At 63.1% G+C, this 21876-nt stretch carries 24 protein-coding genes; 13 read left to right on the top strand and 11 right to left on the bottom strand.

What is annotated here, in order from left to right; all coding sequences use genetic code 11:
• Positions 1-114: 114 nt before the first annotated feature.
• Entirely contained in the window at positions 115-501 is a 387-nt protein-coding gene (locus NKJ90_RS28465; RefSeq protein ID WP_352487352.1) for a hypothetical protein, read from the bottom strand.
• Positions 502-664: 163 nt separating this feature from the next.
• Positions 665-1141, bottom strand: a complete 477-nt coding sequence (locus NKJ90_RS28460; protein WP_023759088.1) for a hypothetical protein — start codon at positions 1139-1141, stop codon at positions 665-667.
• 207 nt (positions 1142-1348) lie between these two features.
• On the opposite strand from NKJ90_RS28460, the gene NKJ90_RS28455 reads away from it, so the two are divergent.
• The 3 genes from NKJ90_RS28455 to NKJ90_RS28445 all read left to right on the top strand — a co-directional run bounded on the left by NKJ90_RS28455 (position 1349) and on the right by NKJ90_RS28445 (position 4514).
• Positions 1349-2323: an L-threonylcarbamoyladenylate synthase gene (locus tag NKJ90_RS28455; protein ID WP_023759089.1), complete on the top strand. Its 975-nt coding sequence runs from the start codon at positions 1349-1351 to the stop codon at positions 2321-2323.
• Between the two features lie 8 nt (positions 2324-2331).
• On the top strand, positions 2332-3762 hold the full coding sequence (locus NKJ90_RS28450) for an FAD-binding oxidoreductase (RefSeq protein ID WP_023759090.1): 1431 nt from the start codon (positions 2332-2334) through the stop codon (positions 3760-3762).
• A gap of 185 nt (positions 3763-3947) precedes the next feature.
• A complete protein-coding gene (locus NKJ90_RS28445; protein ID WP_023759091.1) occupies positions 3948-4514 on the top strand; it encodes a DUF6101 family protein in 567 nt (188 codons plus the stop codon).
• A gap of 173 nt (positions 4515-4687) precedes the next feature.
• On the opposite strand, the gene ubiA is transcribed toward NKJ90_RS28445, so the two are convergent.
• Complete coding sequence (gene ubiA, locus NKJ90_RS28440; protein ID WP_023759092.1) at positions 4688-5671, bottom strand: 4-hydroxybenzoate octaprenyltransferase; 984 nt, start codon at positions 5669-5671, stop codon at positions 4688-4690.
• Positions 5672-5739: 68 nt separating this feature from the next.
• Positions 5740-6651, bottom strand: coding sequence for a LysR family transcriptional regulator (locus tag NKJ90_RS28435; protein WP_023759093.1), 912 nt, complete (start codon positions 6649-6651; stop codon positions 5740-5742).
• Positions 6652-6741: 90 nt separating this feature from the next.
• On the opposite strand from NKJ90_RS28435, the gene NKJ90_RS28430 reads away from it, so the two are divergent.
• Positions 6742-7548: a phytanoyl-CoA dioxygenase family protein gene (locus NKJ90_RS28430; RefSeq protein ID WP_023759094.1), complete on the top strand. Its 807-nt coding sequence runs from the start codon at positions 6742-6744 to the stop codon at positions 7546-7548.
• 155 nt (positions 7549-7703) lie between these two features.
• The gene (gene purD, locus NKJ90_RS28425; RefSeq protein ID WP_023759095.1) at positions 7704-8981 is read left to right on the top strand and encodes a phosphoribosylamine--glycine ligase; all 1278 of its coding nucleotides are present in this window, start codon (positions 7704-7706) and stop codon (positions 8979-8981) included.
• Between the two features lie 24 nt (positions 8982-9005).
• Here the strand turns inward: purD and NKJ90_RS28420 are convergent, their stop codons facing one another.
• From NKJ90_RS28420 to NKJ90_RS28410, 3 genes are all read right to left on the bottom strand, one after another.
• On the bottom strand, positions 9006-10172 hold the full coding sequence (locus NKJ90_RS28420) for a glycoside hydrolase family 25 protein (RefSeq protein ID WP_023759096.1): 1167 nt from the start codon (positions 10170-10172) through the stop codon (positions 9006-9008).
• Positions 10173-10249: 77 nt separating this feature from the next.
• Positions 10250-10753 carry a GNAT family N-acetyltransferase gene (locus NKJ90_RS28415; protein ID WP_023759097.1) on the bottom strand — a complete coding sequence of 168 codons (504 nt, stop codon included), beginning with the start codon at positions 10751-10753 and terminating at the stop codon, positions 10250-10252.
• Positions 10750-11037 (bottom strand): type II toxin-antitoxin system TacA family antitoxin, encoded by a 288-nt coding sequence (locus tag NKJ90_RS28410; RefSeq protein ID WP_023759098.1) that lies wholly within the window; start codon positions 11035-11037, stop codon positions 10750-10752. Before NKJ90_RS28410 ends, NKJ90_RS28415 begins: the two co-directional genes overlap by 4 nt.
• 264 nt (positions 11038-11301) lie before the next feature.
• Between NKJ90_RS28410 and NKJ90_RS28405 the strand changes: the two genes are divergently transcribed.
• Positions 11302-13071, top strand: a complete 1770-nt coding sequence (locus tag NKJ90_RS28405) for an acyl-CoA dehydrogenase family protein (RefSeq protein ID WP_023759099.1) — start codon at positions 11302-11304, stop codon at positions 13069-13071.
• A 19-nt stretch (positions 13072-13090) separates the two neighbouring features.
• Positions 13091-13843: a crotonase/enoyl-CoA hydratase family protein gene (locus tag NKJ90_RS28400; protein ID WP_023759100.1), complete on the top strand. Its 753-nt coding sequence runs from the start codon at positions 13091-13093 to the stop codon at positions 13841-13843.
• A 9-nt stretch (positions 13844-13852) separates the two neighbouring features.
• Here the strand turns inward: NKJ90_RS28400 and pdxH are convergent, their stop codons facing one another.
• Entirely contained in the window at positions 13853-14470 is a 618-nt protein-coding gene (pdxH, locus tag NKJ90_RS28395; protein ID WP_023759101.1) for a pyridoxamine 5'-phosphate oxidase, read from the bottom strand.
• A gap of 59 nt (positions 14471-14529) precedes the next feature.
• Between pdxH and NKJ90_RS28390 the strand changes: the two genes are divergently transcribed.
• From NKJ90_RS28390 to NKJ90_RS28375, 4 genes are all read left to right on the top strand, one after another.
• Entirely contained in the window at positions 14530-14991 is a 462-nt protein-coding gene (locus tag NKJ90_RS28390) for an RT0821/Lpp0805 family surface protein (protein WP_023759102.1), read from the top strand.
• Between the two features lie 263 nt (positions 14992-15254).
• Entirely contained in the window at positions 15255-16184 is a 930-nt protein-coding gene (locus NKJ90_RS28385) for a DnaJ C-terminal domain-containing protein (RefSeq protein ID WP_023759104.1), read from the top strand.
• Between the two features lie 106 nt (positions 16185-16290).
• Positions 16291-17109: an enoyl-ACP reductase FabI gene (fabI, locus tag NKJ90_RS28380; protein ID WP_023759105.1), complete on the top strand. Its 819-nt coding sequence runs from the start codon at positions 16291-16293 to the stop codon at positions 17107-17109.
• Positions 17110-17152: 43 nt separating this feature from the next.
• Positions 17153-17740, top strand: coding sequence for a histidine phosphatase family protein (locus tag NKJ90_RS28375; RefSeq protein ID WP_023759106.1), 588 nt, complete (start codon positions 17153-17155; stop codon positions 17738-17740).
• A gap of 12 nt (positions 17741-17752) precedes the next feature.
• Here NKJ90_RS28375 and NKJ90_RS28370 read toward each other — a convergent pair whose 3' ends face one another.
• Both NKJ90_RS28370 and NKJ90_RS28365 read right to left on the bottom strand, forming a co-directional pair.
• Positions 17753-18013, bottom strand: coding sequence for a DUF1344 domain-containing protein (locus NKJ90_RS28370; protein WP_023759107.1), 261 nt, complete (start codon positions 18011-18013; stop codon positions 17753-17755).
• Positions 18014-18115: 102 nt separating this feature from the next.
• Positions 18116-18286: a hypothetical protein gene (locus tag NKJ90_RS28365; protein ID WP_156938534.1), complete on the bottom strand. Its 171-nt coding sequence runs from the start codon at positions 18284-18286 to the stop codon at positions 18116-18118.
• A gap of 3 nt (positions 18287-18289) precedes the next feature.
• Between NKJ90_RS28365 and aroC the strand changes: the two genes are divergently transcribed.
• Positions 18290-19399 carry a chorismate synthase gene (gene aroC / locus NKJ90_RS28360; protein ID WP_023759108.1) on the top strand — a complete coding sequence of 370 codons (1110 nt, stop codon included), beginning with the start codon at positions 18290-18292 and terminating at the stop codon, positions 19397-19399.
• Positions 19400-19501: 102 nt separating this feature from the next.
• Positions 19502-20602: a 3,4-dihydroxy-2-butanone-4-phosphate synthase gene (ribB, locus tag NKJ90_RS28355; protein WP_352487348.1), complete on the top strand. Its 1101-nt coding sequence runs from the start codon at positions 19502-19504 to the stop codon at positions 20600-20602.
• A 41-nt stretch (positions 20603-20643) separates the two neighbouring features.
• On the opposite strand, the gene NKJ90_RS28350 is transcribed toward ribB, so the two are convergent.
• Entirely contained in the window at positions 20644-21867 is a 1224-nt protein-coding gene (locus NKJ90_RS28350) for an MFS transporter (RefSeq protein WP_352487346.1), read from the bottom strand.
• Positions 21868-21876: the final 9 nt, after the last annotated feature.

Here is a 21876-nt window from a genome sequence, read left to right as displayed (position 1 = left end):
CCCCAATCGCACGACAAAAACTAACACGCGGCCTTATTTTCGGCCGCCGTTGGTGTGTTTGGTGGGCGGGGCGGCGCTTACGCGCCGCCCCGTCTGTCAGTCGTTCCGCATCCTTCAGTTTTCCAGGACGCTGACGCGCACGCTGTTTTCGTAGACGTCGACCTGGATCAGCGGTTCGCCATTGACGATTGCGCGCTTGGTCGATGAACTCATCGCCCCGCCACGCTCCAGCATGCGTTGCAGATCGGCGCGCTGGTCGTTGGTCCTGAACCAGCCATCACCCTCGTCGTCGCTGTCGCGGCGGTGGAACTTGTGCCAGTTGGCGCGGTCCTGCCGTACCATTTGCGCGGCATTGTCCAGCGCATAGCCGTCACTCGCCTGATGGTCCCGATCGGAAATGCGAGCGACATAGGATCCCAGCATCTCATCGGCATGAGCCGTGCCGCCAAGCAATGAAGCCAGCAGAAGCCCTGCCGCGGTAACGGCTTTGAATTTTCTCATGATCTAACCCCCTTGCCCCTAACGATGAAATCCCGTCTCCCGGGGCCGCTCGACGCGATAGCGTCCAGCGGCTGACATAAAACTGAAACGGCCTGGCAATGGTGCGCCGGGCGCCAGACGGCAGTCAAGCCACGCATCAATGCCAGGCGATCGTGAGCCGAAGCTATTTGGAATAGCCATTGGGAGGCATCCGCTGACCGGGCGCCGGCGCCGGGGCGTTCGGCGGGGCGGATTGGTTCTCGGCATTGCCCGACGGGGCTGCGGAGGCGGTGGCCGTTGCCGGCACAGTGCCTGCCGCTGGCTCGGTGCCTGTGGCTGGCGCAGCAGCTGCGGCGGGTTCGGCGGTTGGCGTCGGAGCCGAGAAGGCAGGACCGGCAATGCCGCCGCGAATGACCATCGGGCTTGGCTGGAAGCCATGCCTGGCCTCCGGCTTGTCCGGGATCGCCGCCACCTTTTCATCGGTGACGCCGGGCTGGGCATCACCGACCGCCACCACCGACTTTGCATCACTGGCCATAGGTGCGCCCAGCTTGATGATCGACGGTGTCGAGGATGACGCGCCCGGGAAAACGAGAGACGAGGCCTGGGCCCCGCCGGTTGCCACCGCAAGAAATATACCCAGCAGGATACGCACAGACACGATGACCTCTCCCCTTTGCCCAGAGGCTGCACAATAGCAGGCTGGAATTGATACCGGCTTTCGTGGAAGCATAGCATTTTAGGAATTGATAAATCGCCAAAGCCCAGCTTGTCCGACAATGCCTTGTCCGACAACCCTTGCCCTAACACCCGACTTGCCCAACGGCCGCCATCGTACTACGCACCCCACATCTGTGAGGTGACGAGAGTGGCTGAAATTCTTGCCGTCGGCGAGGCCATGGAGCAGGCGCTGGCGCTGCTCAGGGGTGGCGATGTCGTCGCCATCCCGACGGAAACCGTCTACGGGCTGGCCGGCGATGCCACCAACGGCATCGGTGTGGCGCGCATCTTCGAAGCCAAGGGACGGCCGCGCTTCAACCCGCTTATCGCCCATGTCGGCGATATGGCGATGGCAGAACGCCACGCGCTGTTCGATCCGCTGTCGAAGAAACTGGCGCTGACATTCTGGCCCGGTCCGCTGACGCTGGTGCTGCCGCAACGGCCCGGCAACGGCATCCATCCGCTGGTCACTGCCGGGCTCGATACGATTGCCTTGCGCATGCCGAGGGGTTTTGGCGCTGACCTGATCGCCAGGCTCGGCCACCCGCTTGCCGCGCCCAGCGCTAATTCATCCGGCAAGATCAGCGCAACGACCGCGCAGGCGGTGGCGGCGGATCTCGGCGCGCGGATCAAGCTGGTCGTCGATGGCGGCGCGACCCCGGTCGGGCTGGAATCGACCATTATCAAGGTCGAGGGCGCAGCATTGCGGCTGCTGAGGCCCGGTGGCATCGCCGCCGAGGAGATCGAGGCGGCCGTCGGCATGGAGCTGTTGCGCGGCGGTGCCACCGACATCGAGGCGCCAGGGATGCTTGGCTCGCACTATGCGCCGGGCGCTGCGATGCGGCTCAACGCCGGGACGGTCGGTGCGGGCGAAGCCCTGCTCGGCTTCGGCGGCCAACGGGCGGCAGGCTGGCGAAACGCCGCCGCTTTCCTCAATTTATCCGAAGCCGGAGACCTGCGCGAGGCGGCGAGCAACCTGTTCGCTTTTATGCAAGAGCTTGACCGCAGCGGCGCGCTGACCATCGCCGTCGAGCCGGTTCCGTTCGACGGGCTGGGCGAGGCGATCAACGATCGGCTTTCGCGTGCCGCCGCCCCTCGTGACAACATGCTGCCCACGACATAGTTTTCCGCATGACCGAAAATTCAGCCAAACTGGATCCCGCTCTCATTGATCGCTTCGCGGCGATCGTCGGCGACAAATATGCGCTGCGTGACGAGCAGGATATCGCGCCTTACCTCATTGAGCGGCGCGGGCTCTGGCACGGCGTGACATCGCTGGTGCTGCGGCCGGGCAGCGTCGACGAGGTCAGCCTGATCATGCGGCTGGCGACCGAGACAGCAACGCCGGTCGTGCCGCAAAGCGGCAACACCGGGCTGGTCGGCGCCCAGGTGCCGGACAGGTCCGGCCGCGAGATCATCCTGTCGCTTTCGCGGCTGAACCGCATCCGCGAGATCGATGTCCTGTCCAACACGGTGACGGTCGAGGCCGGCGTCATCCTGCAGACGCTGCAGGAGGCGGCCGATGCCGCCGACCGGCTGTTTCCGCTGTCGCTGGCCGCGCAAGGCTCCTGCCAGATCGGCGGCAACCTGTCATCCAATGCGGGCGGCACCGGCGTGCTTGCCTATGGCAATGCGCGCGAACTCTGCCTCGGTGTCGAGGTGGTGCTGCCTACCGGCGAGGTGTTCGACGATCTACGCAAGCTGAAGAAGGACAACACCGGCTACGATTTGAAGAACCTGTTCGTCGGCGCCGAAGGCACCCTCGGCGTCATCACCGCCGCCGTGCTCAAGCTGTTTCCGAAGCCGAAGGGGCGCGAGGTGGCCTTCGTCGGCCTGTCGTCGCCCGACGCCGCACTTTCCCTGCTCAGCCTGGCGATGGACCGCGCGGGGGCTGCACTGACCGCTTTCGAACTGATCGGCAAGCGGCCATATGATTTCACGCTCGCGCATGCCCAGGGCGTGACGCGGCCGCTGATCGAGGATTGGCCATGGTATGTGCTGATGCAGATTTCGTCGGGTCGTTCATCGGAAGATTCGAGAGCCTTGATCGAGGAGGTGCTCTCGGCCGGCCTTGAACAGAAATTCGTCGGCGACGCCGTCATCGCGGCCAGTCTCGGGCAGGGGGATGCGTTCTGGAATTTCCGTGAGGTGTTGCCCGAGGCGCAGAAACCGGAGGGTGCTTCGATCAAGCACGACATTTCGGTGCCTATCGCATCGATCCCGCACTTCATCGAAGAAGCAGCCACCGCGGTGGCGTCGGTGAGCGCCGGGGCCCGCGTCGTCTGCTTCGGCCATATGGGTGACGGCAATCTCCACTATAACATCTCGCGGCCTGTCGACGGCGACGACGCGGCGTTTCTTGCCCTCTATCACCCCATGAACAGGGCGGTGCACGACGTGGTGCGCAGCCTGCACGGTTCGATCTCCGCCGAGCACGGCATCGGCCAGTTGAAGCGCGACGAACTGATCGCGACCGCGCCACCGATAGCGATCGATCTGATGCGCAGGGTGAAGGCTGCCTTCGACCCGGCCGGCATCATGAATCCCGGTAAGGTTATCTGATCCTTTCAACGTCTTGTGGCTGGTGGCATTCCGATAACCATCCCTGAGATCAGCAAAATTTAACCGACTTTCTTAAGCGGGGCGGTAAGGAGCCCGCGCTACTGTCTCCATACAAACGAGGCTGGAAAAACCGGCCCGGAGAGAACCGGACACCGGCTCTCAGGAGACAGACAGGAAGGGCATCCATGAACACCGGACTGAAGCCAGTCTGGGCGGGACGCAACATGCGTCTCGACCCATTTCGCCTGCCGCAAGTGGTGAGCTACGCGACCCGCGACGACTACGGCGACGTGACCTTCACCATCGACCAGCGCGGTGCCGTGATCCGCCGCATGCTCGAGATGAGCGGCCTGCCCGCGATCGTCGTTTTGCCCGCCAATGCGTTCCGCGGCGTTGCCGCCCGCGCCATGGAGGACCCGGACGGCAATGTCACGGTGACCCTGGAACTCCTGCACAACGATCCGATGCTATCGGTGCCGCTGCTGGTGGCCGACGATCTCGACGATGTCGCCGCCGACTGGCGCGCCTGGGCCGACGCCTACCGTCTGCCGATGCTGCTGATCGAATCGGACGGCGTTGCCCGTACACTGGAAGAATCGCTTGGCGCCGCCATCAAGACGCTGCCGCCGCAGGATCGCCGCAAGGGCCGCGTTTCCAACACGCGCCGCCCGCGCTTCCTCGCTCGCCGCAGGGCTGGCGCCCTCGGTCTCAGGCTGGTCATCGACGGCCAGGAAATCATTTCGCGGGAGTGAGATGGGATCTTCCTTCTCCCCCTTGTGGGAGAAGGTGGCCGAGCGAAGCTCGGTCGGATGAGGGGTGCTCCAGCTTGGCACGGACGGCACTCCCTCCAGCACCCCTCAACCGTCTTGGCGCTACGCGCCAATCCACCTTCTCCCGCAAGGGGAACGGAAAAGGTAAGAAGCCGCTACACCAGCGGCTTCAGCGCCACCCACACAGCGCCGCCGATCAGGCCGAGGAAGATCAGCCAGCCGACCTGGTTGTTCGACCTGAACAGCCGCAGGCATTGGTCCGGATTGTCGATATCCAGAACCGCGATCTGCCGGGCCATATGTGCACCGGCGGCGATCAGTCCAGCCAGCGCCACCACCGGAGCCTGCGCCGACGCGAAGGCGATGGCAAAGCAGATCAGCGCGCCGCCATAGAGTCCTGCCAGCCACGATTTGGTGTTGTCGCCGAACAAGCGTGCCGTCGAGCGCACGCCGACAATGGCGTCATCTTCCTTGTCTTGATGCGCGTAGATCGTGTCGTAGCCGATCACCCACAGGATCGAGCCGATATAGAGCATGATTGCAGGCCCATCGAGATCGCCGAACTCGACCGCCCACCCCATAAGCGCGCCCCAGGAAAAGGCAAGGCCGAGTACAAGTTGCGGCCAATTGGTTATCCGCTTCATGAATGGATAGATGGCGATGATTGCCAGTGAGAAGATGCCGAGCAGGATGGCGAAGCTGTTGAACTGTATGAGCACCGCGAGGCCGACCAGCGCCTGCAGCGCAACAAACAGCCACGCCCGCCGGCGCGTCGCCTTGCCCGACGGCAGCGGCCGCGAGCGCGTGCGTTCGACCTGGTTGTCGATGTCCTGATCGACGAGATCGTTGTAGGTGCAGCCGGCGCCGCGCATAGCGATGGCGCCGACCAGGAACAGCACGAGATACCAAGGTGCCGGCAGCAGCGACAGCAGCGGGTCGCCGGGACGCGGATAGGCGCTCGCCGCAAGGGCCGCAGACCACCAGCACGGCCACAGCAGCAACTGCCAGCCGATCGGCCTGTCCCACCGGGCAAGTTGCGCATAGGGCCATAACGAGCGTGGCAGCACGCGATAGACCCAATGGCCGTTCGGCGCATCGGCGACACGGCCCTGGGCCGCTTTCGACTGGATAGGTTCCATGTCCATGGAGTGGCAGCAGCGGCGGAAACCGTCAAGCGGCAAGCGCGGGAGCGGGGTCCGTCAGCCTTTCACGAGGCAAAGATGTCGCGGCTGGCGAACCACCCCTTCGCCACGTCGATGAAGGACAGCGCCGCATTCGACACGCGCTGATGCGAGTCATAGGTGAGCAGGATCCGCTGCATCGGCAGCGGATCGGACAGCGGCTTGCGGACAAGCGGCAGCCCGTCATAGCTGCGGTCGCCGTACGGACGGGTATAGCTGACCGCAACGCCGAAGCCGTTGGCGACCATGCTGCGCTGCAGTTCGAACGAGCTCGTCGTCATGTCGGCCGCTGGCGAAAGGCCGCGGCTGCGGAACAGGTCGAGCATGTGCTGCCAGCTGTGCGGCTGGTCCGTCGTGATCAGCGGATAGGCGGCAAGATCCGCAAGGCTGACTGACGGGCGATCCGCCAGGGCATGGCCCGCCGGCAACAGCGCATGCGGGTGAAGTTCGCGCAGCAGGATGCGGGCGAAATGCGTCGGCAGGCTGAGATCATAGGTGAGACCGAGATCGATGGCCGCATCGCCGAGCCGTCGTCCCAGCGTTTCGAAGGTTTCGTCGCGAACGACGACCTTAACGGCTGGATGGCGTTCGGAGAAGGCGCGGAGCAGGGCCGGCGCGAAGAACGGCGCCAGGTCCTCGAAGCACCCCAGCACCAGCTCACCGCTGACAGCCGATTTGGTTGAACCCAGGCCGATGAGTTCGTCCGTCTCGGTGAGAACCTGTCTTGCCTTGACCACGACGGCGCGGCCAAACGATGTCGGCGAAACACCGCTTCCGCGCTGGCGGACGAACAGTTTCTGGCCGAAATTCTTTTCGACGGCGTCGATAGCCACCGAGATCGACGGCTGAGATAAGTTCAGCACCTTTGCCGCGCCGGTGACGCTGCCGTGACGAGCCACGGCGACAAGGTAACGCAATTGGGTGAGGGTCACGTTCATAGGACTGTCCTATGTATCAGATGGAAAGTTATTATTTTACTGAATGAATGCTGCTTGCGATAGTCGGTGTGCTGCCAAGAGGAGAACGCCATGGCTTCCGCAACCGACACCCAAGCAATCGATGCAAAGACAATCGCCGACTATCACCGTGACGGAGCGGTCTGCATCCGAGGCGCCTTCAAGGGCTGGGTCGACACGATTGCCGCCGGCATCGAGCGCAACATGCAGAACCGCAGCGCCGCCGCGTCTGATATCGCCAACGGTCGCGGCAGTTTCTTCGACGACTATTGCAACTGGGAGCGCATTCCCGAATTCGTCAGTGTGGTGCGGGAATCGCCCGCCGCCGAATTGGCGGCGGCGGTCATGCAGTCGCGCACCGCGCAGTTCTTCCACGACCATGTGCTGGTCAAGGAACCCGGCACGCAGAAGCCGACGCCCTGGCATCAGGACATTCCTTACTACTTTGTCGATGGCCAGCAGACGGTAAGCTTCTGGATTCCCATCGATCCGGTGAAGGAGGCGACGCTGCGGCTGATCGCCGGTTCGCACAAATGGGACAAGATGATCCTGCCGGTGCGCTGGCTCGACGACAGCAATTTTTATGCCGGCGAGGGTGACTACCTGCCGGTGCCCGATCCCGACAAGGATCCGTCGTTGAAGGTGCTCGAATGGGAAATGGAGCCGGGCGACGCCATCCTGTTCGACTTCAGGACCGCGCATGGCGCGCGCGGCAATCTGACGACGGCGCGACGTCGGGCGCTGTCGCTGCGCTGGGTCGGTGACGATGCGCGCTACGTCGAACGGCCGGGTCGCACCTCGCCGCCCTATCATGGCCATGGCATGCGGCCGGGGCAGAAATTGCGCGAGGACTGGTTCCCGGTCGTCTACGAGGGCTGAGCAGCGCCGGAACTTGTTCGGCGGATACCGCCGCCGAAGTTCGGCATGTGGTACCGTTCCCGTGCGCAAATTCCGATCAAAGCACCCTGATGCCTTGACCCGTCGTCCAGAGAGCAATAGCGGGTGCTCAAAGAGATCGGCATCAAGAGGTGGCCATGAACGTTCTTCTTCTCGGCTCCGGTGGCCGCGAACATGCGCTCGCCTGGAAGATCGCCGCGTCACCGCTACTGACCAGGCTCTACGCCGCTCCCGGCAATCCGGGTATCGGCGGCGAGGCCGAATTGGTGAAGCTGGATATAGCCGACCATGCCGCTGTAACCGTCTTCTGCAAGGAGAAAAAAATCGACCTCGTCGTCGTCGGCCCGGAAGGGCCGCTGGTCGCCGGCATTGCCGATTATTTGCGCGCGCAAGCCATTCGTGTCTTCGGCCCATCCAAGGCGGCCGCGCAGCTGGAAGGTTCGAAGGGTTTTACCAAGGATCTCTGTGCCCAATACAACATCCCGACCGCTGCCTATGGCCGCTTCGGCGATCTCGCGACCGCCAAGGCCTATGTCGAGAAGATGGGCGCGCCGATCGTCATCAAGGCCGATGGGCTCGCCGCCGGCAAGGGCGTCACGGTCGCCATGACGCTGGATGAGGCGCGGGCCGCACTCGATGCCTGTTTCGACGGTTCCTTTGGTGCCGCCGGCGCGGAGGTGGTGGTCGAGGAGTTCATGACCGGCGAAGAGGCAAGCTTCTTCTGCCTCTGCGACGGTAACACCGCGCTGCCCTTCGGCACCGCGCAGGATCACAAGCGCGTTGGCGATGGCGACACCGGTCCCAACACCGGTGGCATGGGCGCCTACTCGCCAGCTCCGGTGATGACGCCGCAGATGGTCGAACGCACCATGCGCGAGATCGTCGAGCCGACCATGCGCGGCATGGCCGAACTGGGTGCGCCCTTCGCCGGCGTACTGTTCGCCGGGCTGATGATATCAGATAAGGGGCCGAAGCTGATCGAATACAACACCCGGTTCGGCGATCCGGAATGCCAGGTGCTGATGATGCGGCTGAAGGACGATCTGTTGGTTCTGCTCAACGCGGCAACCGACGGGCAGCTTGCCCATACTTCGGTGCGTTGGCGCGACGAGGCCGCACTTACCGTGGTGATGGCGGCCCGGGGCTATCCGGGCACGCCGGAAAAGGGGTCGGTCATCCGCGGCGTCGAAGACGCGGCGGGCGACGGTGTCGAGATCTTCCACGCCGGTACCGCCATCAATGGCGGCGCGCTGGTCGCCAATGGCGGCCGCGTCCTCAATGTCACGGCGACGGGAAGCACCGTCGGCGAGGCGCAGAGACGAGCCTACGCCGCGCTCGACCGCATCGACTGGCCGGATGGCTTCTGCCGCCGCGACATTGGCTGGCAGGCCGTTGCGCGCGAGCAGTCAAACTGAAGGTCTCTTTGGAGAGACGGCAGTCTACCGCTGGCCGCGATCGATCTCGGTCGAAGCGGTGCTGAGTGGATCGGCGGCGGCAAAGGCGGCGTCGAGTTGCGCCGGAAAACGCTGTTCCGTCCGCTTCCAGGCGACATATTGGACAATGCCGAAGTCAGGCCGTCGCGGCACCGTCTTCACGACAGGCATGCGGAAACCGTCGCGAAATTTCGTCCAGCGCGTGCCCAACGCCACAACCATGTCCTCGAAGGTCGGCGGCGCCGCCACCGAGGCGTAGGTGATGGTGACATTGCCGGCAAGGCCGGCTTCGCGTGAGACGGGAAGTGGTATCGAGGCGAGATAGTCGGGCGGCACGTCGATGAGCCCACCGAACGGCCATTGCGCGCGCAGCGTGGCGGCATCCGTCGGCGCGACATTGACGTCGATGTCCTTGGGTGTACCGGCGACCCTGTAAGGGCAGCGGAACCTGCCGCAATTGGCTCGCGCCGAAAACTGCCACAGTGCGTAGCCCTGCCAGTTGCCCATCGGAAAATGCACGTCGATGTCGTTGATGTAGCGGGCATACCAGAGTGGCAACCGCGACAGGAGCCGGTATCTGTAGCTGTTGTCGGCAATGTACTGGGCTGTCTTGCCGTTGGTGTAGATGACCGGGAAGCGGCCGACGCGCCGATGCACCTGGCGGACGAACTCCTCGGCATCGTCCAGTGACATCCATTGTGAAGGATCGTTGCCCTCGATGTCGAGGGCCATGAGATCGTCCGGTGCGGGCTCGGCGAAATCGAGGAAGCTGTTGGCCTGCTCGACCGGATTGCCGGGGCGGGCGAGATGGTAGGCGCCCCATTTCAGGCCGAGTGCCTTGGCGACAACCCGGCGGGTCTGGAAGAGTTCGCGCGTCACTGCGTGGCGTTTCCACAATGCCTTGCAGAGCTTCACCTCGGTGTCATCACCCAAACAGTAATAGGGCGGCGGCATACCGTCGGACGCCTTGTTGATGAACCCGACCACCCGCTTGTCGGTGGCGAGCTGGGCCCAGTCGATGGAATTATACTCGTAGGCGTCGACGACTAGGGCGCGATCGGCGTTCTTCCAGGGCTCGGAAAAATCCGAAGCCCTTGCCGCCATCGACAGCGCCATCGTCGCCGCGAAAGCGAGGAGCGCTGTGCGGCGAAGGAGGTGCGCCGTCCTTTTCAAACAGGGGATCCCCGTTGACCGAATTCAAATCCTGGACCGCTATGGTTAAGGAAGTGCTTTCAAGGCAATGCGGTGCGTCAGTCGAACAGCTTCAACGCCGTCGCTACCGAGAGGAACATCGACAACGGGCGGTCGTGAAATGGCGTGAAACCATGTTTGCGATAAAAAGCCGCGGCCTTGTCGTCCTTGGCGTCGACGATCAGCGCGAAGCAGGCAGGAGCAGCTTGGGCGCAGCGCCGGAGCGCATCCACGATCAGTATCGATCCAACTCGTTGTCCCTGATATCGGGTATCGACTGCCAACCTTCCGATCAATATGGCGGGCAGGACTGGATAACGCGGCAGGCGTTTTGTCAGGTCTTGTGGCAGCGAAGCTATGGGCACGCTTGACGCTGCAAGAGTGTAATATCCGGCAATGAGATCGACATCACGATCTGCGGCGACAAAGCAGTTGCTGACTCGGCGTTTGACGTCCTGGCTCGCCTGCTCGCGTAGATAGTGGTCGAGTGCCAGCACGCCACAACTGAATGCCTTACGATCATACGATCCGCCCAGCGGCTCGATGATCAGATCTAGACTCACCGGGATTCGACGACAAGTCGCTTGTAGGCGTCGGCAGCTTTGCGCAGCGCTTCATTGGGTTCGGGTGGATTGAGAATGGCTTCTACCAGAGCGCGCTGGTCCTCAATGGACAGGCGGATGATAGCAGTCTCCTCAATGGTGCGTTGTGCAGCTTCCTGCGCTGCGGAGACCACGAAGTCGCTGACGCTGCGGCCCTGGATTTCGGCGGCACGTTTCACCACACTCAGCATATCCGGTGAGATCCGAGCTTCGAGACGGGTGGTACGGGTCTGTTGGTTTGGCATCACGATCACCTCTAGCACGATATGTACGGGTTTTGACCGTACATATCAAGCACCGCGTTCAGCGCGGCTCCGGTCGGCTAGTTCTGATCTGTCGCCGGTTGATTTCATCCGGCATTGCTTGAATCTAATACGCGCCGCCGTGACTGCAAATCCGCGTGACAAAATTTGACGTTTACGTAAAAAGGAGATGGGAGACTCGCCCAAGAGCGGATGGTTTTGGGGCAGCACTGGCTGTAGGGTTCGCGCATAAGGAGAACGAGCGGCATGTATCGGGCACCGGTCGAGGACATCGCGTTCACCCTGAAGCACGTGGCGGGCATGAAATCCGCCCTTGAGGCCGGCACCTTCGGCGATCTCGGCGAGGATCTGGTCGATGCCGTCCTTGCCGAGGCTGGCCGTTTCGCCACCGAGGAGGTGGCACCGCTCTACAAGATCGGCGACCAACAAGGTGCGCTGCTGAAGGGTGCCGCCGTCACCACACCGCCCGGCTGGAAGGAGCTCTATCGCCGCTGGATCGACGGCGGCTGGAACGCGCTCTCCGGACCTGAAGCCTACGGCGGCCAAGCGCTGCCGACCATGCTTGGCGTTGCGGCGCTCGAAATGTGGAACTCCGCCGCCATGGCTTTCGGCATCGGTCCGACGCTGACCATGGGCGCGGTCGAAGCGCTCGACAAACACGCCTCCGAAGACCTCAAGGCAAAATATCTCGAAAAGCTTGTGTCCGGCGAATGGATGGGCACGATGAACCTGACCGAGCCGCAGGCGGGTTCGGACCTCGCCGCCTTGCGCGCCCGTGCCGAGCCGGCCGGTGACGGCAGCTACCGCATCTTCGGCCAGAAAATCTTCATCACCTATGGCGAGCACGATTTCACCGACAACATCATCCACCTGGTGTTGGCGCGGTTGCCCGACGCACCGGCCGGCACGCGCGGCATCTCGCTGTTCCTGGTGCCGAAATTCCTGGTCGGCGACGATGGCTCGCTCGGTGCCCGCAACGACGTCTTCTGTTCCGGCCTGGAGCACAAGCTCGGCATCCATGCTTCGCCGACCTGCACCATGATCTATGGTGATGGCTTCCAGGGCGCCAAGCCGGGCGCCATCGGCTGGCTGATCGGCGAGGAGAACAAGGGCCTCGCCTGCATGTTCACCATGATGAACAATGCGCGGCTGTGCGTCGGCATGCAGGGCGTCGCTGTCGCCGAGGCCGCAACGCAGAAGGCGATTGCCTATGCCAATGAGCGCCGACAAGGCAAGGCGGCAAGCTACGCTGGCGCCGGCATGGCACCGATTGTCCATCACCCCGACGTGCAGCGCAATCTCTTGACCATGAAGGCGCTGACGCAGATCGCACGCGCGATCAGCTATTCATGTGCCTATGCCATCGACCTGGCACGCGTCTCGGACGGCGACGAGGCGGCGCATTGGCGCGACCGGGCCAACCTGCTGACGCCGCTGGCCAAGGCTTTCTCGACCGACGTCGGTGTCGAAGTTGCCTCGCTCGGCGTCCAGGTGCATGGCGGCATGGGCTTCATCGAGGAAACGGGCGCGGCTGCCCTCTACCGCGATGCTCGCATCGCACCGATCTATGAGGGCACCAACGGCATCCAGGCGATCGATCTGGTGATGCGCAAGCTGCCGCTCGGCGGTGGCGACCATGTGCATGGCTTCATCGCCGAACTGGCTGCGGTGGCAGGAGCGGTGCGAACCTCGAACCTGCAGGGTTTCGGCCGCACCGCCGATGCTCTCGACGCAGCACTTGCCGATCTGACGCAAGCGACGCGCTTTCTGCAAAAACTGTCGGCCGATGGCCGACCGGAAGAGGCGCTGGCAGGTGCTACGCCCTATCTCAGGCTGATCTCGCTTGCCGCCGGCGGCGCCTATCTGGCGCAGGGCGCTCTTGCCGATCAGGGCCGCATCGCACTTTGCCGCTTCTTCGCCGAAAACCTGATCGGCGAGGTCGGTGCCTTGAAGGATCGCGTTGTCGAAGGCGCCGAGAGCCTTGCCGCCGCCGGCAAGACGCTGGTTTCTGCCTGACGTTCACAAGGAAAAGACCGTGACAGACCACATCCTCGTCGAGCGCCAGGGCGCCATCCAGATCATCCGCATGAACCGGCCTGACAAGAAGAACGCGCTGACGCGCGCCATGTATGCGAAAATGTCAAAAACCCTGGCCGAAGGCGACGCCGATCCTGCGGTCCGCGTCCATGTGTTCCTGGGCGTGCCCGGCGCCTTCTCCTCCGGCAACGATCTCGCCGATTTCATGGTCGTCGCCACCGGCGGCGATGGCGGCACCGAGGTCTGGGACTTCCTGATGGCGCTGGCCAGGGTCGAGAAGCCCATCGTCTCCGGCGTCGACGGCATCGCGGTCGGCATCGGCACGACGCTCAACCTGCATTGCGATCTGACTTTCGCCACACCGCGCACCGTGTTCAGGACGCCTTTCGTTGACCTTGGTCTGGTGCCCGAGGCGGGATCCAGCCTTTTGGTGCCGCGAATCCTGGGACAGCAAGGCGCGTTTGCGCTACTCGGCCTCGGCGAGGGCCTTTCGGCCGAACGGGCGAAGGTCGCCGGCTTGATCTACGAGGTGGTCGAGGAAGCAGCACTTGAAGCCGCGGTGCTGGCGGCGGCCGGCCAGATCGCGGCCAAGCCACCGCAGGCGCTGAAGATCGCGCGCGACCTGATGCGCGGCTCGCGCGACGATCTCGTCGCCCGCATCGGCGAGGAAAGCGAGCATTTTCGCGAGCGGCTGAAATCGGATGAGGCGCGCGCCGCGCTGACGGCATTCATGACCAGGAAGAAGGCCTGAGCCGCTCTTTCAGGGGTAAAGCCTCGTCTTGCCCCAGCCGCCTTTCGCGTCACGGCTGAAGACAACACGGTCGTGTAGCCGGAATGGCCTGTCGTGCCAGAATTCGATCGTCTGAGGGACAATGCGAAAGCCCGACCAGTGCTTTGGCCTAGGGATCTCGCCGATTGCATGGCGCGCCGTGTATTCGGCCACCGCCTTCTCCAGGGCGAAACGGCTTTCCAGCGGTCGCGACTGTTTCGAGGCCCAGGCGCCGATGCGGCTGCCGCGCGGCCGCGTTGCGTAATAGGCGTCGGCCTCGGCGTCGCTGACGATCTCCACCGGTCCGCGAATACGCACCTGCCGGCGCAGCGATTTCCAATGGAAGCACATCGCCGCCTTCATGCTGCCAAGAATTTCCTGGCCCTTGGCGCTCTCGAAATTCGTATAGAAGACAAACCCGCTCTCATCGAACCCCTTGAGCAGAACCATGCGCACATTCGGCATGCCGTCGGCATCGACGGTCGCCAGCGCCACGCCGTTGGGATCGTTCATTTCGCTCTTCGTGGCGTCCTCAAGCCATGCGGCAAAGAGGCGAAAGGGCTCCGCAGCCTCGGTAAAGTCACCGCTTGTTAACTCTGTGTCACTCATAGTTTTTCTCAATTTGTCACGTAGCCCAAATTATCACGAAGCCAGGGGGAGGTTGCCGATTGTCGCGTATTGCGCGAGCTTTTGACAGCAGGCAATGGGGCGTTATCGCTTCGGCCAGCGCGAAAGTCGCGATCGTGGCAGTCGCGTTGCCGCTTGCCGCCTGTGGCGCCGGTGGCTTCAGCCTGGAAAAGGCCGAAGTCGACCGCTCCATCCTGACCAACAGCACATCTGTCTCGGCCGTGCCTGCCAATTTGGATCGCGATTCCGACCAGACGACGATCGGCAACGCGGTGTCCTCGGCCGACATCGAACAGCTCGGCGGACAGGCAGTGCCGTGGGCCAATGCCGGCACCGGGTCACGCGGTTCCATCACCGGACTGGCGGAGTTGAAGGACAAGGGCCAGACATGCCGCCGTTTCAAGGTCTCACGCGAAAGCTTTGACGGCGTCGCCATGTTCGAAGGCGAACTGTGCCTGGCCAGCGCCGGCGGCTGGCGCATGCAGGACTTCAGGGCGCTCTGAGCGTGTTCTGAAAGTCGATTGGATCGGGCTCGGCGAATCTTTTTCGTCGCCCGGCGCGTTGCCAATCTTGCCGATATCCCGATATCGGCTGCGATCGGTTCCTTCCGGATCGACAAAAAACCCTCGCCAATCCTCAACCGCCGACTTTTGGAACAAGCTATGATCTTCCGCTTTTGATATGCTGCTCGAGCACTGGAATTTCTTCCTATGCGAGCGCATATAGGGAGCAACCAGAGACTCAACTCTTCTCCAGGGCAGTAAGCATGCGCGACCCCTATGAGGTGCTGGGCGTTGCCAAGAACGCATCGGCCAAGGACATAAAATCGGCGTATCGGAAACTCGCCAAGAAGTATCATCCGGATCAGAATCCGAATGATCCCAAGGCGAAGGACCGATTTGCCGCGGCCAACCAGGCCTACGAGATCGTCGGCGACGAGAAGAATCGTGTCGCTTTCGATCGCGGCGAGATCGACGCCGACGGCAAGCCGCGATTCCAGGGCTTCGAGGGCGCTGCCGGTGGTGGCGATCCCTTCGGCGGATTTCGCCGGCAGCAAGGGCCTGGCGGTTCGCGATTCGAATTCCGCTCCGGCCGCCCGGGCGGCGATCCGTTCGACGGCAACAGCGACATCTTCAGCCAGATTTTCGGCGATGCTTTTTCTGGCGTACGTGGCGCCGGGATGGGAGATCGCCGCCAGCCCGCGACCGCTGCCGATCTGAACGTGACGCTCGACGTTACCATCGAGGAGGCGGCGACCGCCGAAAAAGTGACGGCGATATTCCCCGACGGCCGCAAGGTGGCCGTCAAATTGCCGGCCTATGTCGAGGATGGCCAGACCATCCGGCTGAAGGGGCAGGGCGAGCAAGGGCCAGGCCTGCCGGGCGACGCGCTGGTCAAGATCCATCTTCGCCGGCATCCGCGCTACCGCATCGAGGGCCGCGACCTGCACGCCGATCTGCCGGTGACGCTGGCGGATGCCGTGCTCGGCGCCAAGGTTCCCGTCGATACACCGACCGGCCGGCTCGCGGTCAACATCCCCGCCTGGTCGAGCTCCGACAAGGTCCTGCGGCTGAAGGGCAGGGGCCTGCCGGAAAAGGCCGGCGGCCACGGCGATCTCTACGCCCATGTCCGGATCATGCTGCCGGAGGGCGGCGATAGCGCACTCGAAGCGCTGTTGCGCAGTCAAAAAGGCTGATCGGCGGCTCTTGTCCCCCGAACTGTCCAGTTTGAGCGCTTGAAGGGGCTCTGTGCCTGTGCGATAGGGCACTCCACAAAGCAGAAATCTTGCGGAGAGCGCTCACATGGCGGGTGGACAGGGCCTAATGGCCGGCAAGCGCGGCCTTATTCTTGGCGTCGCCAACAACAGGTCGATCGCCTATGGCATCGCCAAGGCCTGTGTCGACCACGGCGCCGAGATCGCGCTGACCTATCAGGGCGAGGCATTCAAAAAGCGTGTCGAGCCGCTGGCGGCGGAACTGGGCGCCTTTGTCGCCGGCCATTGCGACGTGACCGATCCGGCGAGCCTGGACGAGGTTTTCGCCAATGTCGCCAGGCACTGGGGCAAGCTTGATTTCCTCGTCCACGCCATTGCCTTCTCCGACAAGGACGAACTGACCGGCCGTTATGTCGAAACGACGCGCGACAATTTCCTGCGCACCATGGACATTTCGGTCTATTCCTTCACCACCATTGCCAAGCGCGCCGAGGCGCTGATGGCCAATGGCGGCTCGCTGCTGACCCTGACCTACTACGGCGCCGAAAAGGTGATGCCGCATTACAACGTCATGGGTGTCGCCAAGGCGGCGCTCGAGGCCAGCGTGCGCTACCTGGCCGTCGACCTCGGCGCAAAGAAGATCCGCGTCAACGCCATCTCGGCTGGCCCGATCAAGACGCTTGCCGCTTCCGGCATCGGCGATTTCCGCTACATTCTGAAGTGGAACGAGTATAATTCGCCGCTGAAGCAAACGGTGACGCAGGAGGAAGTCGGCGATTCCGGCGTTTATTTCCTGTCCGATCTGTCGCGCGGCGTCACCGGTGAAGTGCATCACGTCGATTCGGGCTACCACGTCGTCGGCATGAAGGCGGTCGATGCGCCTGATATCTCGACGGTCAAGGACTAACCCACCAACCGTCATCCGTCCCGATCCCGCACCGGAAGACTTGATGTACCCGCTGGTTTATATCGTGCGCCACGGCCAAACCGCGTGGAACGCCGAATTCCGGCTTCAGGGGCAGGCCGACACCGATCTCAATGCTCTTGGCCGCGAGCAGGCGACCCGAAACGGTCGTCGGCTAGCCGAACTGGTCCAAAATCCCGAAGATTTCGATTTCGTCGCCAGCCCCATGAAACGGACGCGCGAAACGATGCAGCGCATCCGCGTCGCGATGGAGCTTGATCCAGGCGCCTATCGAACGGATCCACGCCTCGTCGAAGTCAATTTCGGTGATTGGCAGGGATTTACCTTCCCCGAGCTCGAGGCGCGATATCCCGGAGCGGGCAGGACGCGCGCTCTGGACAAATGGAACTTTCGGCCACCCGGCGACGGCGCGGAGAGTTACCAGATGCTGCTCGAACGCGTGAGGCCATATTTCGACGCGATCGAACGCCAGACGATCTGCGTTACCCATGGCGGCGTCATGCGCGCCTTGTTTCGCTTCGTGCTCGATGTGGCAGAGGACGAGGCGGCGAACCTGGAAATACGGCACGATCGTTTGCTCAAGCTCGAAGGCAAGAGCCTGGAGTGGCTTTAGGGCACCAATTCCCTAGTTCGTGTCGCTGTCCGGTAACTGCATATCGGTGACGACATTCTCGCCATTGTTCACGTCATAAGCGATGACGATGTCCATGCCCGGCTTCAGCGCGTCGAGATCCGTCTCGGCATTAAGCTTGTAGGACTTGCCGTCATCCAACGTCAGCGTCAGCGCGTCCTTGTCGACCTTCTTGATCAAACCTTCGGTCTGGCCAGCGAAAGCAGCGGTTGAAAGCAGCAGTGTGGCGGCAATGGCGCCAATCAGGGTACGCATAGTCGTTCCTCTTTGTCATTGCACCGGCATGGCGGCGGGCGTTCAACGGCGGATGGAGCAGAGCAGAAACCAACCGAATGTGTCAAAACTAAATCCGCCAGATCACAGTTTGACCCCTGTGAAAAACGCCAATAGAAGCAGACTACAGCGCCGCGCGGCCTCATGGACGCGCAAAGGACGCTGTAGCACTTTTGATTGCGCATGATCCTTTCCGAACATCGCTTCGATTTCGGGGTCATGCGTCAAGCCGGCTCCGCTGCCGGGCAGGGTCATTCTATGTCTCACAACACGTTCGGTCACCTTTTCCGCGTCACCACCTGGGGTGAAAGCCATGGCCCGTCGCTCGGCTGCGTCGTCGATGGTTGTCCGCCCGGCATCCGCTTCACCCAAGCCGAGATTCAGGCTGAACTCGACAAGCGTCGGCCGGGACAGTCACGTTTCGTGACGCAACGTCGCGAACCAGATGAGGTGAAGGTGCTGTCCGGCTTCATCCTCGACGAGGACGGCGAGACCATGATCACCACCGGCACGCCGGTGTCGATGCTGATCGAGAATGTCGACCAGCGCTCGAAGGATTATGGCGAGATAGCCCGCCAATATCGGCCCGGCCATGCCGATTACACTTATGACGTCAAATACGGCGTGCGCGATTATCGTGGCGGCGGCCGCTCCTCGGCCCGCGAGACGGCCGCGCGGGTGGCAGCCGGTGCCTTGGCGCGCAAGGTTGTGCCCGGCGTGGTGGTGCGCGGCGCGCTGGTGTCGATGGGCGAAAAATCCATCGACCGCGCCAACTGGAACTGGAATTTCATCGGCGACGCGGAAAATCCGTTCTTCACCCCTGATCCGGCTTCCGTTTCGGTCTTCACTAGATATCTCGACGGCATCCGCAAGGCGGGGTCCTCGGTCGGCGCGGTGATCGAGATCGTCGCCGACGGCGTTCCGGCAGGCCTCGGCGCGCCGATCTACGCCAAGCTCGACCAGGACATCGCGTCTGGCCTGATGTCGATCAACGCCGTCAAGGGCGTCGAGATTGGCAACGGCTTTGAGGCCGCCCGCATCACCGGCGAGCAGAATGCCGACGAGATGCGCATGGGCAATGACGGCAAGCCGGTGTTCCTGTCCAACAATGCCGGCGGTATCCTCGGCGGCATCTCGACCGGCCAGGCGATCGTCGCCCGTTTCGCCGTCAAGCCGACCTCCTCGATCCTGACGCCGCGAAGATCGATCGACAAGGACGGCCACGACGTCGAGATCATGACCAAGGGCCGCCACGATCCATGCGTCGGCATCCGTGCCGTGCCGATCGGCGAGGCGATGGTTGCCTGCGCCCTTGCCGATCATTATCTGCGTCATCGAGGACAGACGGGAAGGGGAATAGGGGAATAGGGGACTATGTTGCGCTCTTAGCCCGGCCAGCCAAATCTTTTTGCATTTCCCTACTCCCGTACTGCCCTACTCCCTTATTCCCTGCGAGCGAAGCGAGCATTTATGCCTTACGACCAGAAGAAAATCGTCGAAGCCCTGCGCGCTTTCGAACGGGGCGAGATCGTCGTCGTCATGGACGATGACGGGCGCGAGAACGAGGGCGACCTGATCGTCGCCGCCGTCCACTGCACGCCTGAAAAGATGGCGTTCATCGTTCGCCACACCTCGGGCATCGTCTGCACGCCGATGCCGCGCGAGGAAGCCAAGCGGCTGAACCTTGCGCCGATGGTCGCCGACAATGATTCGGCCCACACCACCGCTTTCACGGTCAGCGTCGATTTCAAGCATGGCACCACCACGGGCATTTCGGCCGACGACCGCACGCTGACCGTGCGCAACCTCGCCAACGGCAATGTCGGCGCCTCCGATTTCGTCCGCCCAGGCCACATCTTTCCGCTGATCGCGCGCGAGGGCGGCGTGCTGATGCGTTCGGGTCATACCGAAGCGGCGGTCGATTTGTGCAAGCTCGCCGGCCTGCCGCCGATCGGTGTCATTTCCGAACTGGTCAATGACGACGGCACCGTCAAGCGCGGCCCGCAGGTCGCGGCCTTTGCCGAGGAGCATGGCCTGAAGCAGGTTTCGGTCGCCGACCTCATAGGATATCGGCAGCGCAAGGAAACGCTGGTCGAGCGCGTCGCCTGCTCGGAAATCGACACGCTCGGCGGCAAGGCGCAGGTCTTTACCTACACGCTGCCCTGGGACTCCATGCATCACGTTGCCATCGTCTTCGGCGACATCCGTGACGGCGAGGACGTGCCGGTGCGTCTGCATTCCGAGGATGTGGTGACGGATGTCTTCGGCACCAGCCATCGGCTCGACGCCATCATGAAGGCGATGGGCGAGCGCAGGCGCGGCGTTATCGTCTATCTGCGCGAAGGCTCTGTCGGCGTCGCCCATCAGGAGCGCAAGCGGCCGGCGAGCGGCGACCGCGAGGATCACGAAGAGGCCCGCCGCCGCGAAAACGAGTGGCGCGAGATCGGGCTCGGCGCGCAGATCCTTAAGGATCTCGGCATTTCCTCGATCAACCTGATCGCCTCGCGCGAACGCCACTATGTCGGCCTCGAAGGTTTTGGCATCCATATCGCCAAGACCGAGATTCTCTGAGCGCTGGCCGGTAGCTCCCGGCCTTAACCCAGGCCCGTCGATCATTCCGCAGGAATGGCGGCGGTTTCGCACCCGTCCATGTCACATTCTCGCGTAGCAAGGCTGCGCTGGCCAAGCAGCACCGTGGCCAGCGCGATTGTGCCTGAAGCAACCGAGACCCAGAACCCGTTCTGAGCGCCGAATGCGTCCACCACCGCACCGGCGGCGAAGGAACCAAGAGCCATGCCGATGCCGATCCCGGTCATCACCCAGGTGATGCCTTCGGTCAGCATTGCTTCCGGCACGTGTCGTTCAATCAGGCCGAAGGCGGTTATGAAGGTCGGCGAGATCGCCACGCCGCTGATGAACACGGTCAATGCCAGCAGAGGCACCGTGTCGGCGGTGAGCGGCAGCAGCGTGCCGAGCGCGACGAGGGCGACTGCGATGGCCAGCTGGCGTTGCAGCGGTGCTTGCAGGTTGAGTGCGCCGACGATGATGCCCAGCACGAACGACCCGAGCGCATAGACGCCGATGACCAAGCTCGCGGCCGCCAGTTGCCCAAGCTCTTTGGTGATCGCGACGGTGCTCACTTCCGTCGTCGCGAAGGTTGCGCCGACGAAGATCAGGGCGAAGGTGATGATCTGAACCGGTCGCAGGCGGATTGCGGAGCCGCCAGAGCCCTGTTCCACCGGTCGCACTTGCGGCTCGGTCGAGCGTTGCAGGATGAAGGCTATTGATCCGAATGCGAGAAATAACGTGCTCGCCACCATGCCCGCTTCCGGGAACAGCGCGGCACTCAGGCCCACCGACAGCGATGCACCCGCTATGTAGACCAGTTCGTCGGCCGCCGACTCGAAGGCGAACGCGGTGTTCATCTGAGGCCGCCCGCGAAAAATCTCGGTCCAGCGCGCGCGCACCATTGCCGGTATGCTGGGCATCGCCGCCGCCAGCAGTGCCGACACGAACAGCATCCACACCGGCCAGTCTTGATTGGCGGCCGCAACCAATACGACGAAAGCCAGCACCGAAATGATGGTGGTGGGCACTACGATCCGCGTCTGGCCAAGGCGATCCACCAGTCTCGATATCTGCGGCGCCAGGAAAGCGTTGGCGAGCGCGAATGTCGCGGCGACGGCGCCGGCCAGCCAATATTCTCCGCGCGTCTGCGACAGCATTGCCACGATGCCGATTGGCGCCATGGCGATCGGCAGGCGCGCTATGAAGCCCGCGGCGGCAAAGCCCTTGGTTCCGGGGGCACGAAAGATCTCCACATAGGGATTTTGCATGGGTTGGTT

This window comes from Mesorhizobium sp. M0051 (genome assembly GCF_040323235.1).
GTDB lineage: Bacteria > Pseudomonadota > Alphaproteobacteria > Rhizobiales > Rhizobiaceae > Mesorhizobium.
Note: the sequence above shows the minus strand (reverse complement) of the source record. Positions and strands in the feature narration are given on the sequence as shown.

What these genes read in the sequence shown, in the direction of transcription:
- NKJ90_RS28465 (WP_352487352.1), bottom strand. Translation starts at nt 501, where the DNA reads ATGAGAAAATTCAAAGCCGTTACCGCGGCAGGGCTTCTGCTGGCTTCA.
- NKJ90_RS28450 (WP_023759090.1), top strand. Translation starts at nt 2,332, where the DNA reads ATGACCGAAAATTCAGCCAAACTGGATCCCGCTCTCATTGATCGCTTC.
- NKJ90_RS28445 (WP_023759091.1), top strand. Translation starts at nt 3,948, where the DNA reads ATGAACACCGGACTGAAGCCAGTCTGGGCGGGACGCAACATGCGTCTC.
- ubiA (WP_023759092.1), bottom strand. Translation starts at nt 5,671, where the DNA reads ATGGAACCTATCCAGTCGAAAGCGGCCCAGGGCCGTGTCGCCGATGCG.
- NKJ90_RS28435 (WP_023759093.1), bottom strand. Translation starts at nt 6,651, where the DNA reads ATGAACGTGACCCTCACCCAATTGCGTTACCTTGTCGCCGTGGCTCGT.
- NKJ90_RS28430 (WP_023759094.1), top strand. Translation starts at nt 6,742, where the DNA reads ATGGCTTCCGCAACCGACACCCAAGCAATCGATGCAAAGACAATCGCC.
- purD (WP_023759095.1), top strand. Translation starts at nt 7,704, where the DNA reads ATGAACGTTCTTCTTCTCGGCTCCGGTGGCCGCGAACATGCGCTCGCC.
- NKJ90_RS28410 (WP_023759098.1), bottom strand. Translation starts at nt 11,037, where the DNA reads ATGCCAAACCAACAGACCCGTACCACCCGTCTCGAAGCTCGGATCTCA.
- NKJ90_RS28405 (WP_023759099.1), top strand. Translation starts at nt 11,302, where the DNA reads ATGTATCGGGCACCGGTCGAGGACATCGCGTTCACCCTGAAGCACGTG.
- pdxH (WP_023759101.1), bottom strand. Translation starts at nt 14,470, where the DNA reads ATGAGTGACACAGAGTTAACAAGCGGTGACTTTACCGAGGCTGCGGAG.
- NKJ90_RS28385 (WP_023759104.1), top strand. Translation starts at nt 15,255, where the DNA reads ATGCGCGACCCCTATGAGGTGCTGGGCGTTGCCAAGAACGCATCGGCC.
- fabI (WP_023759105.1), top strand. Translation starts at nt 16,291, where the DNA reads ATGGCGGGTGGACAGGGCCTAATGGCCGGCAAGCGCGGCCTTATTCTT.
- NKJ90_RS28375 (WP_023759106.1), top strand. Translation starts at nt 17,153, where the DNA reads ATGTACCCGCTGGTTTATATCGTGCGCCACGGCCAAACCGCGTGGAAC.
- NKJ90_RS28370 (WP_023759107.1), bottom strand. Translation starts at nt 18,013, where the DNA reads ATGCGTACCCTGATTGGCGCCATTGCCGCCACACTGCTGCTTTCAACC.
- NKJ90_RS28365 (WP_156938534.1), bottom strand. Translation starts at nt 18,286, where the DNA reads ATGACCCTGCCCGGCAGCGGAGCCGGCTTGACGCATGACCCCGAAATC.
- aroC (WP_023759108.1), top strand. Translation starts at nt 18,290, where the DNA reads ATGTCTCACAACACGTTCGGTCACCTTTTCCGCGTCACCACCTGGGGT.
- ribB (WP_352487348.1), top strand. Translation starts at nt 19,502, where the DNA reads ATGCCTTACGACCAGAAGAAAATCGTCGAAGCCCTGCGCGCTTTCGAA.
- NKJ90_RS28350 (WP_352487346.1), bottom strand. Translation starts at nt 21,867, where the DNA reads ATGCAAAATCCCTATGTGGAGATCTTTCGTGCCCCCGGAACCAAGGGC.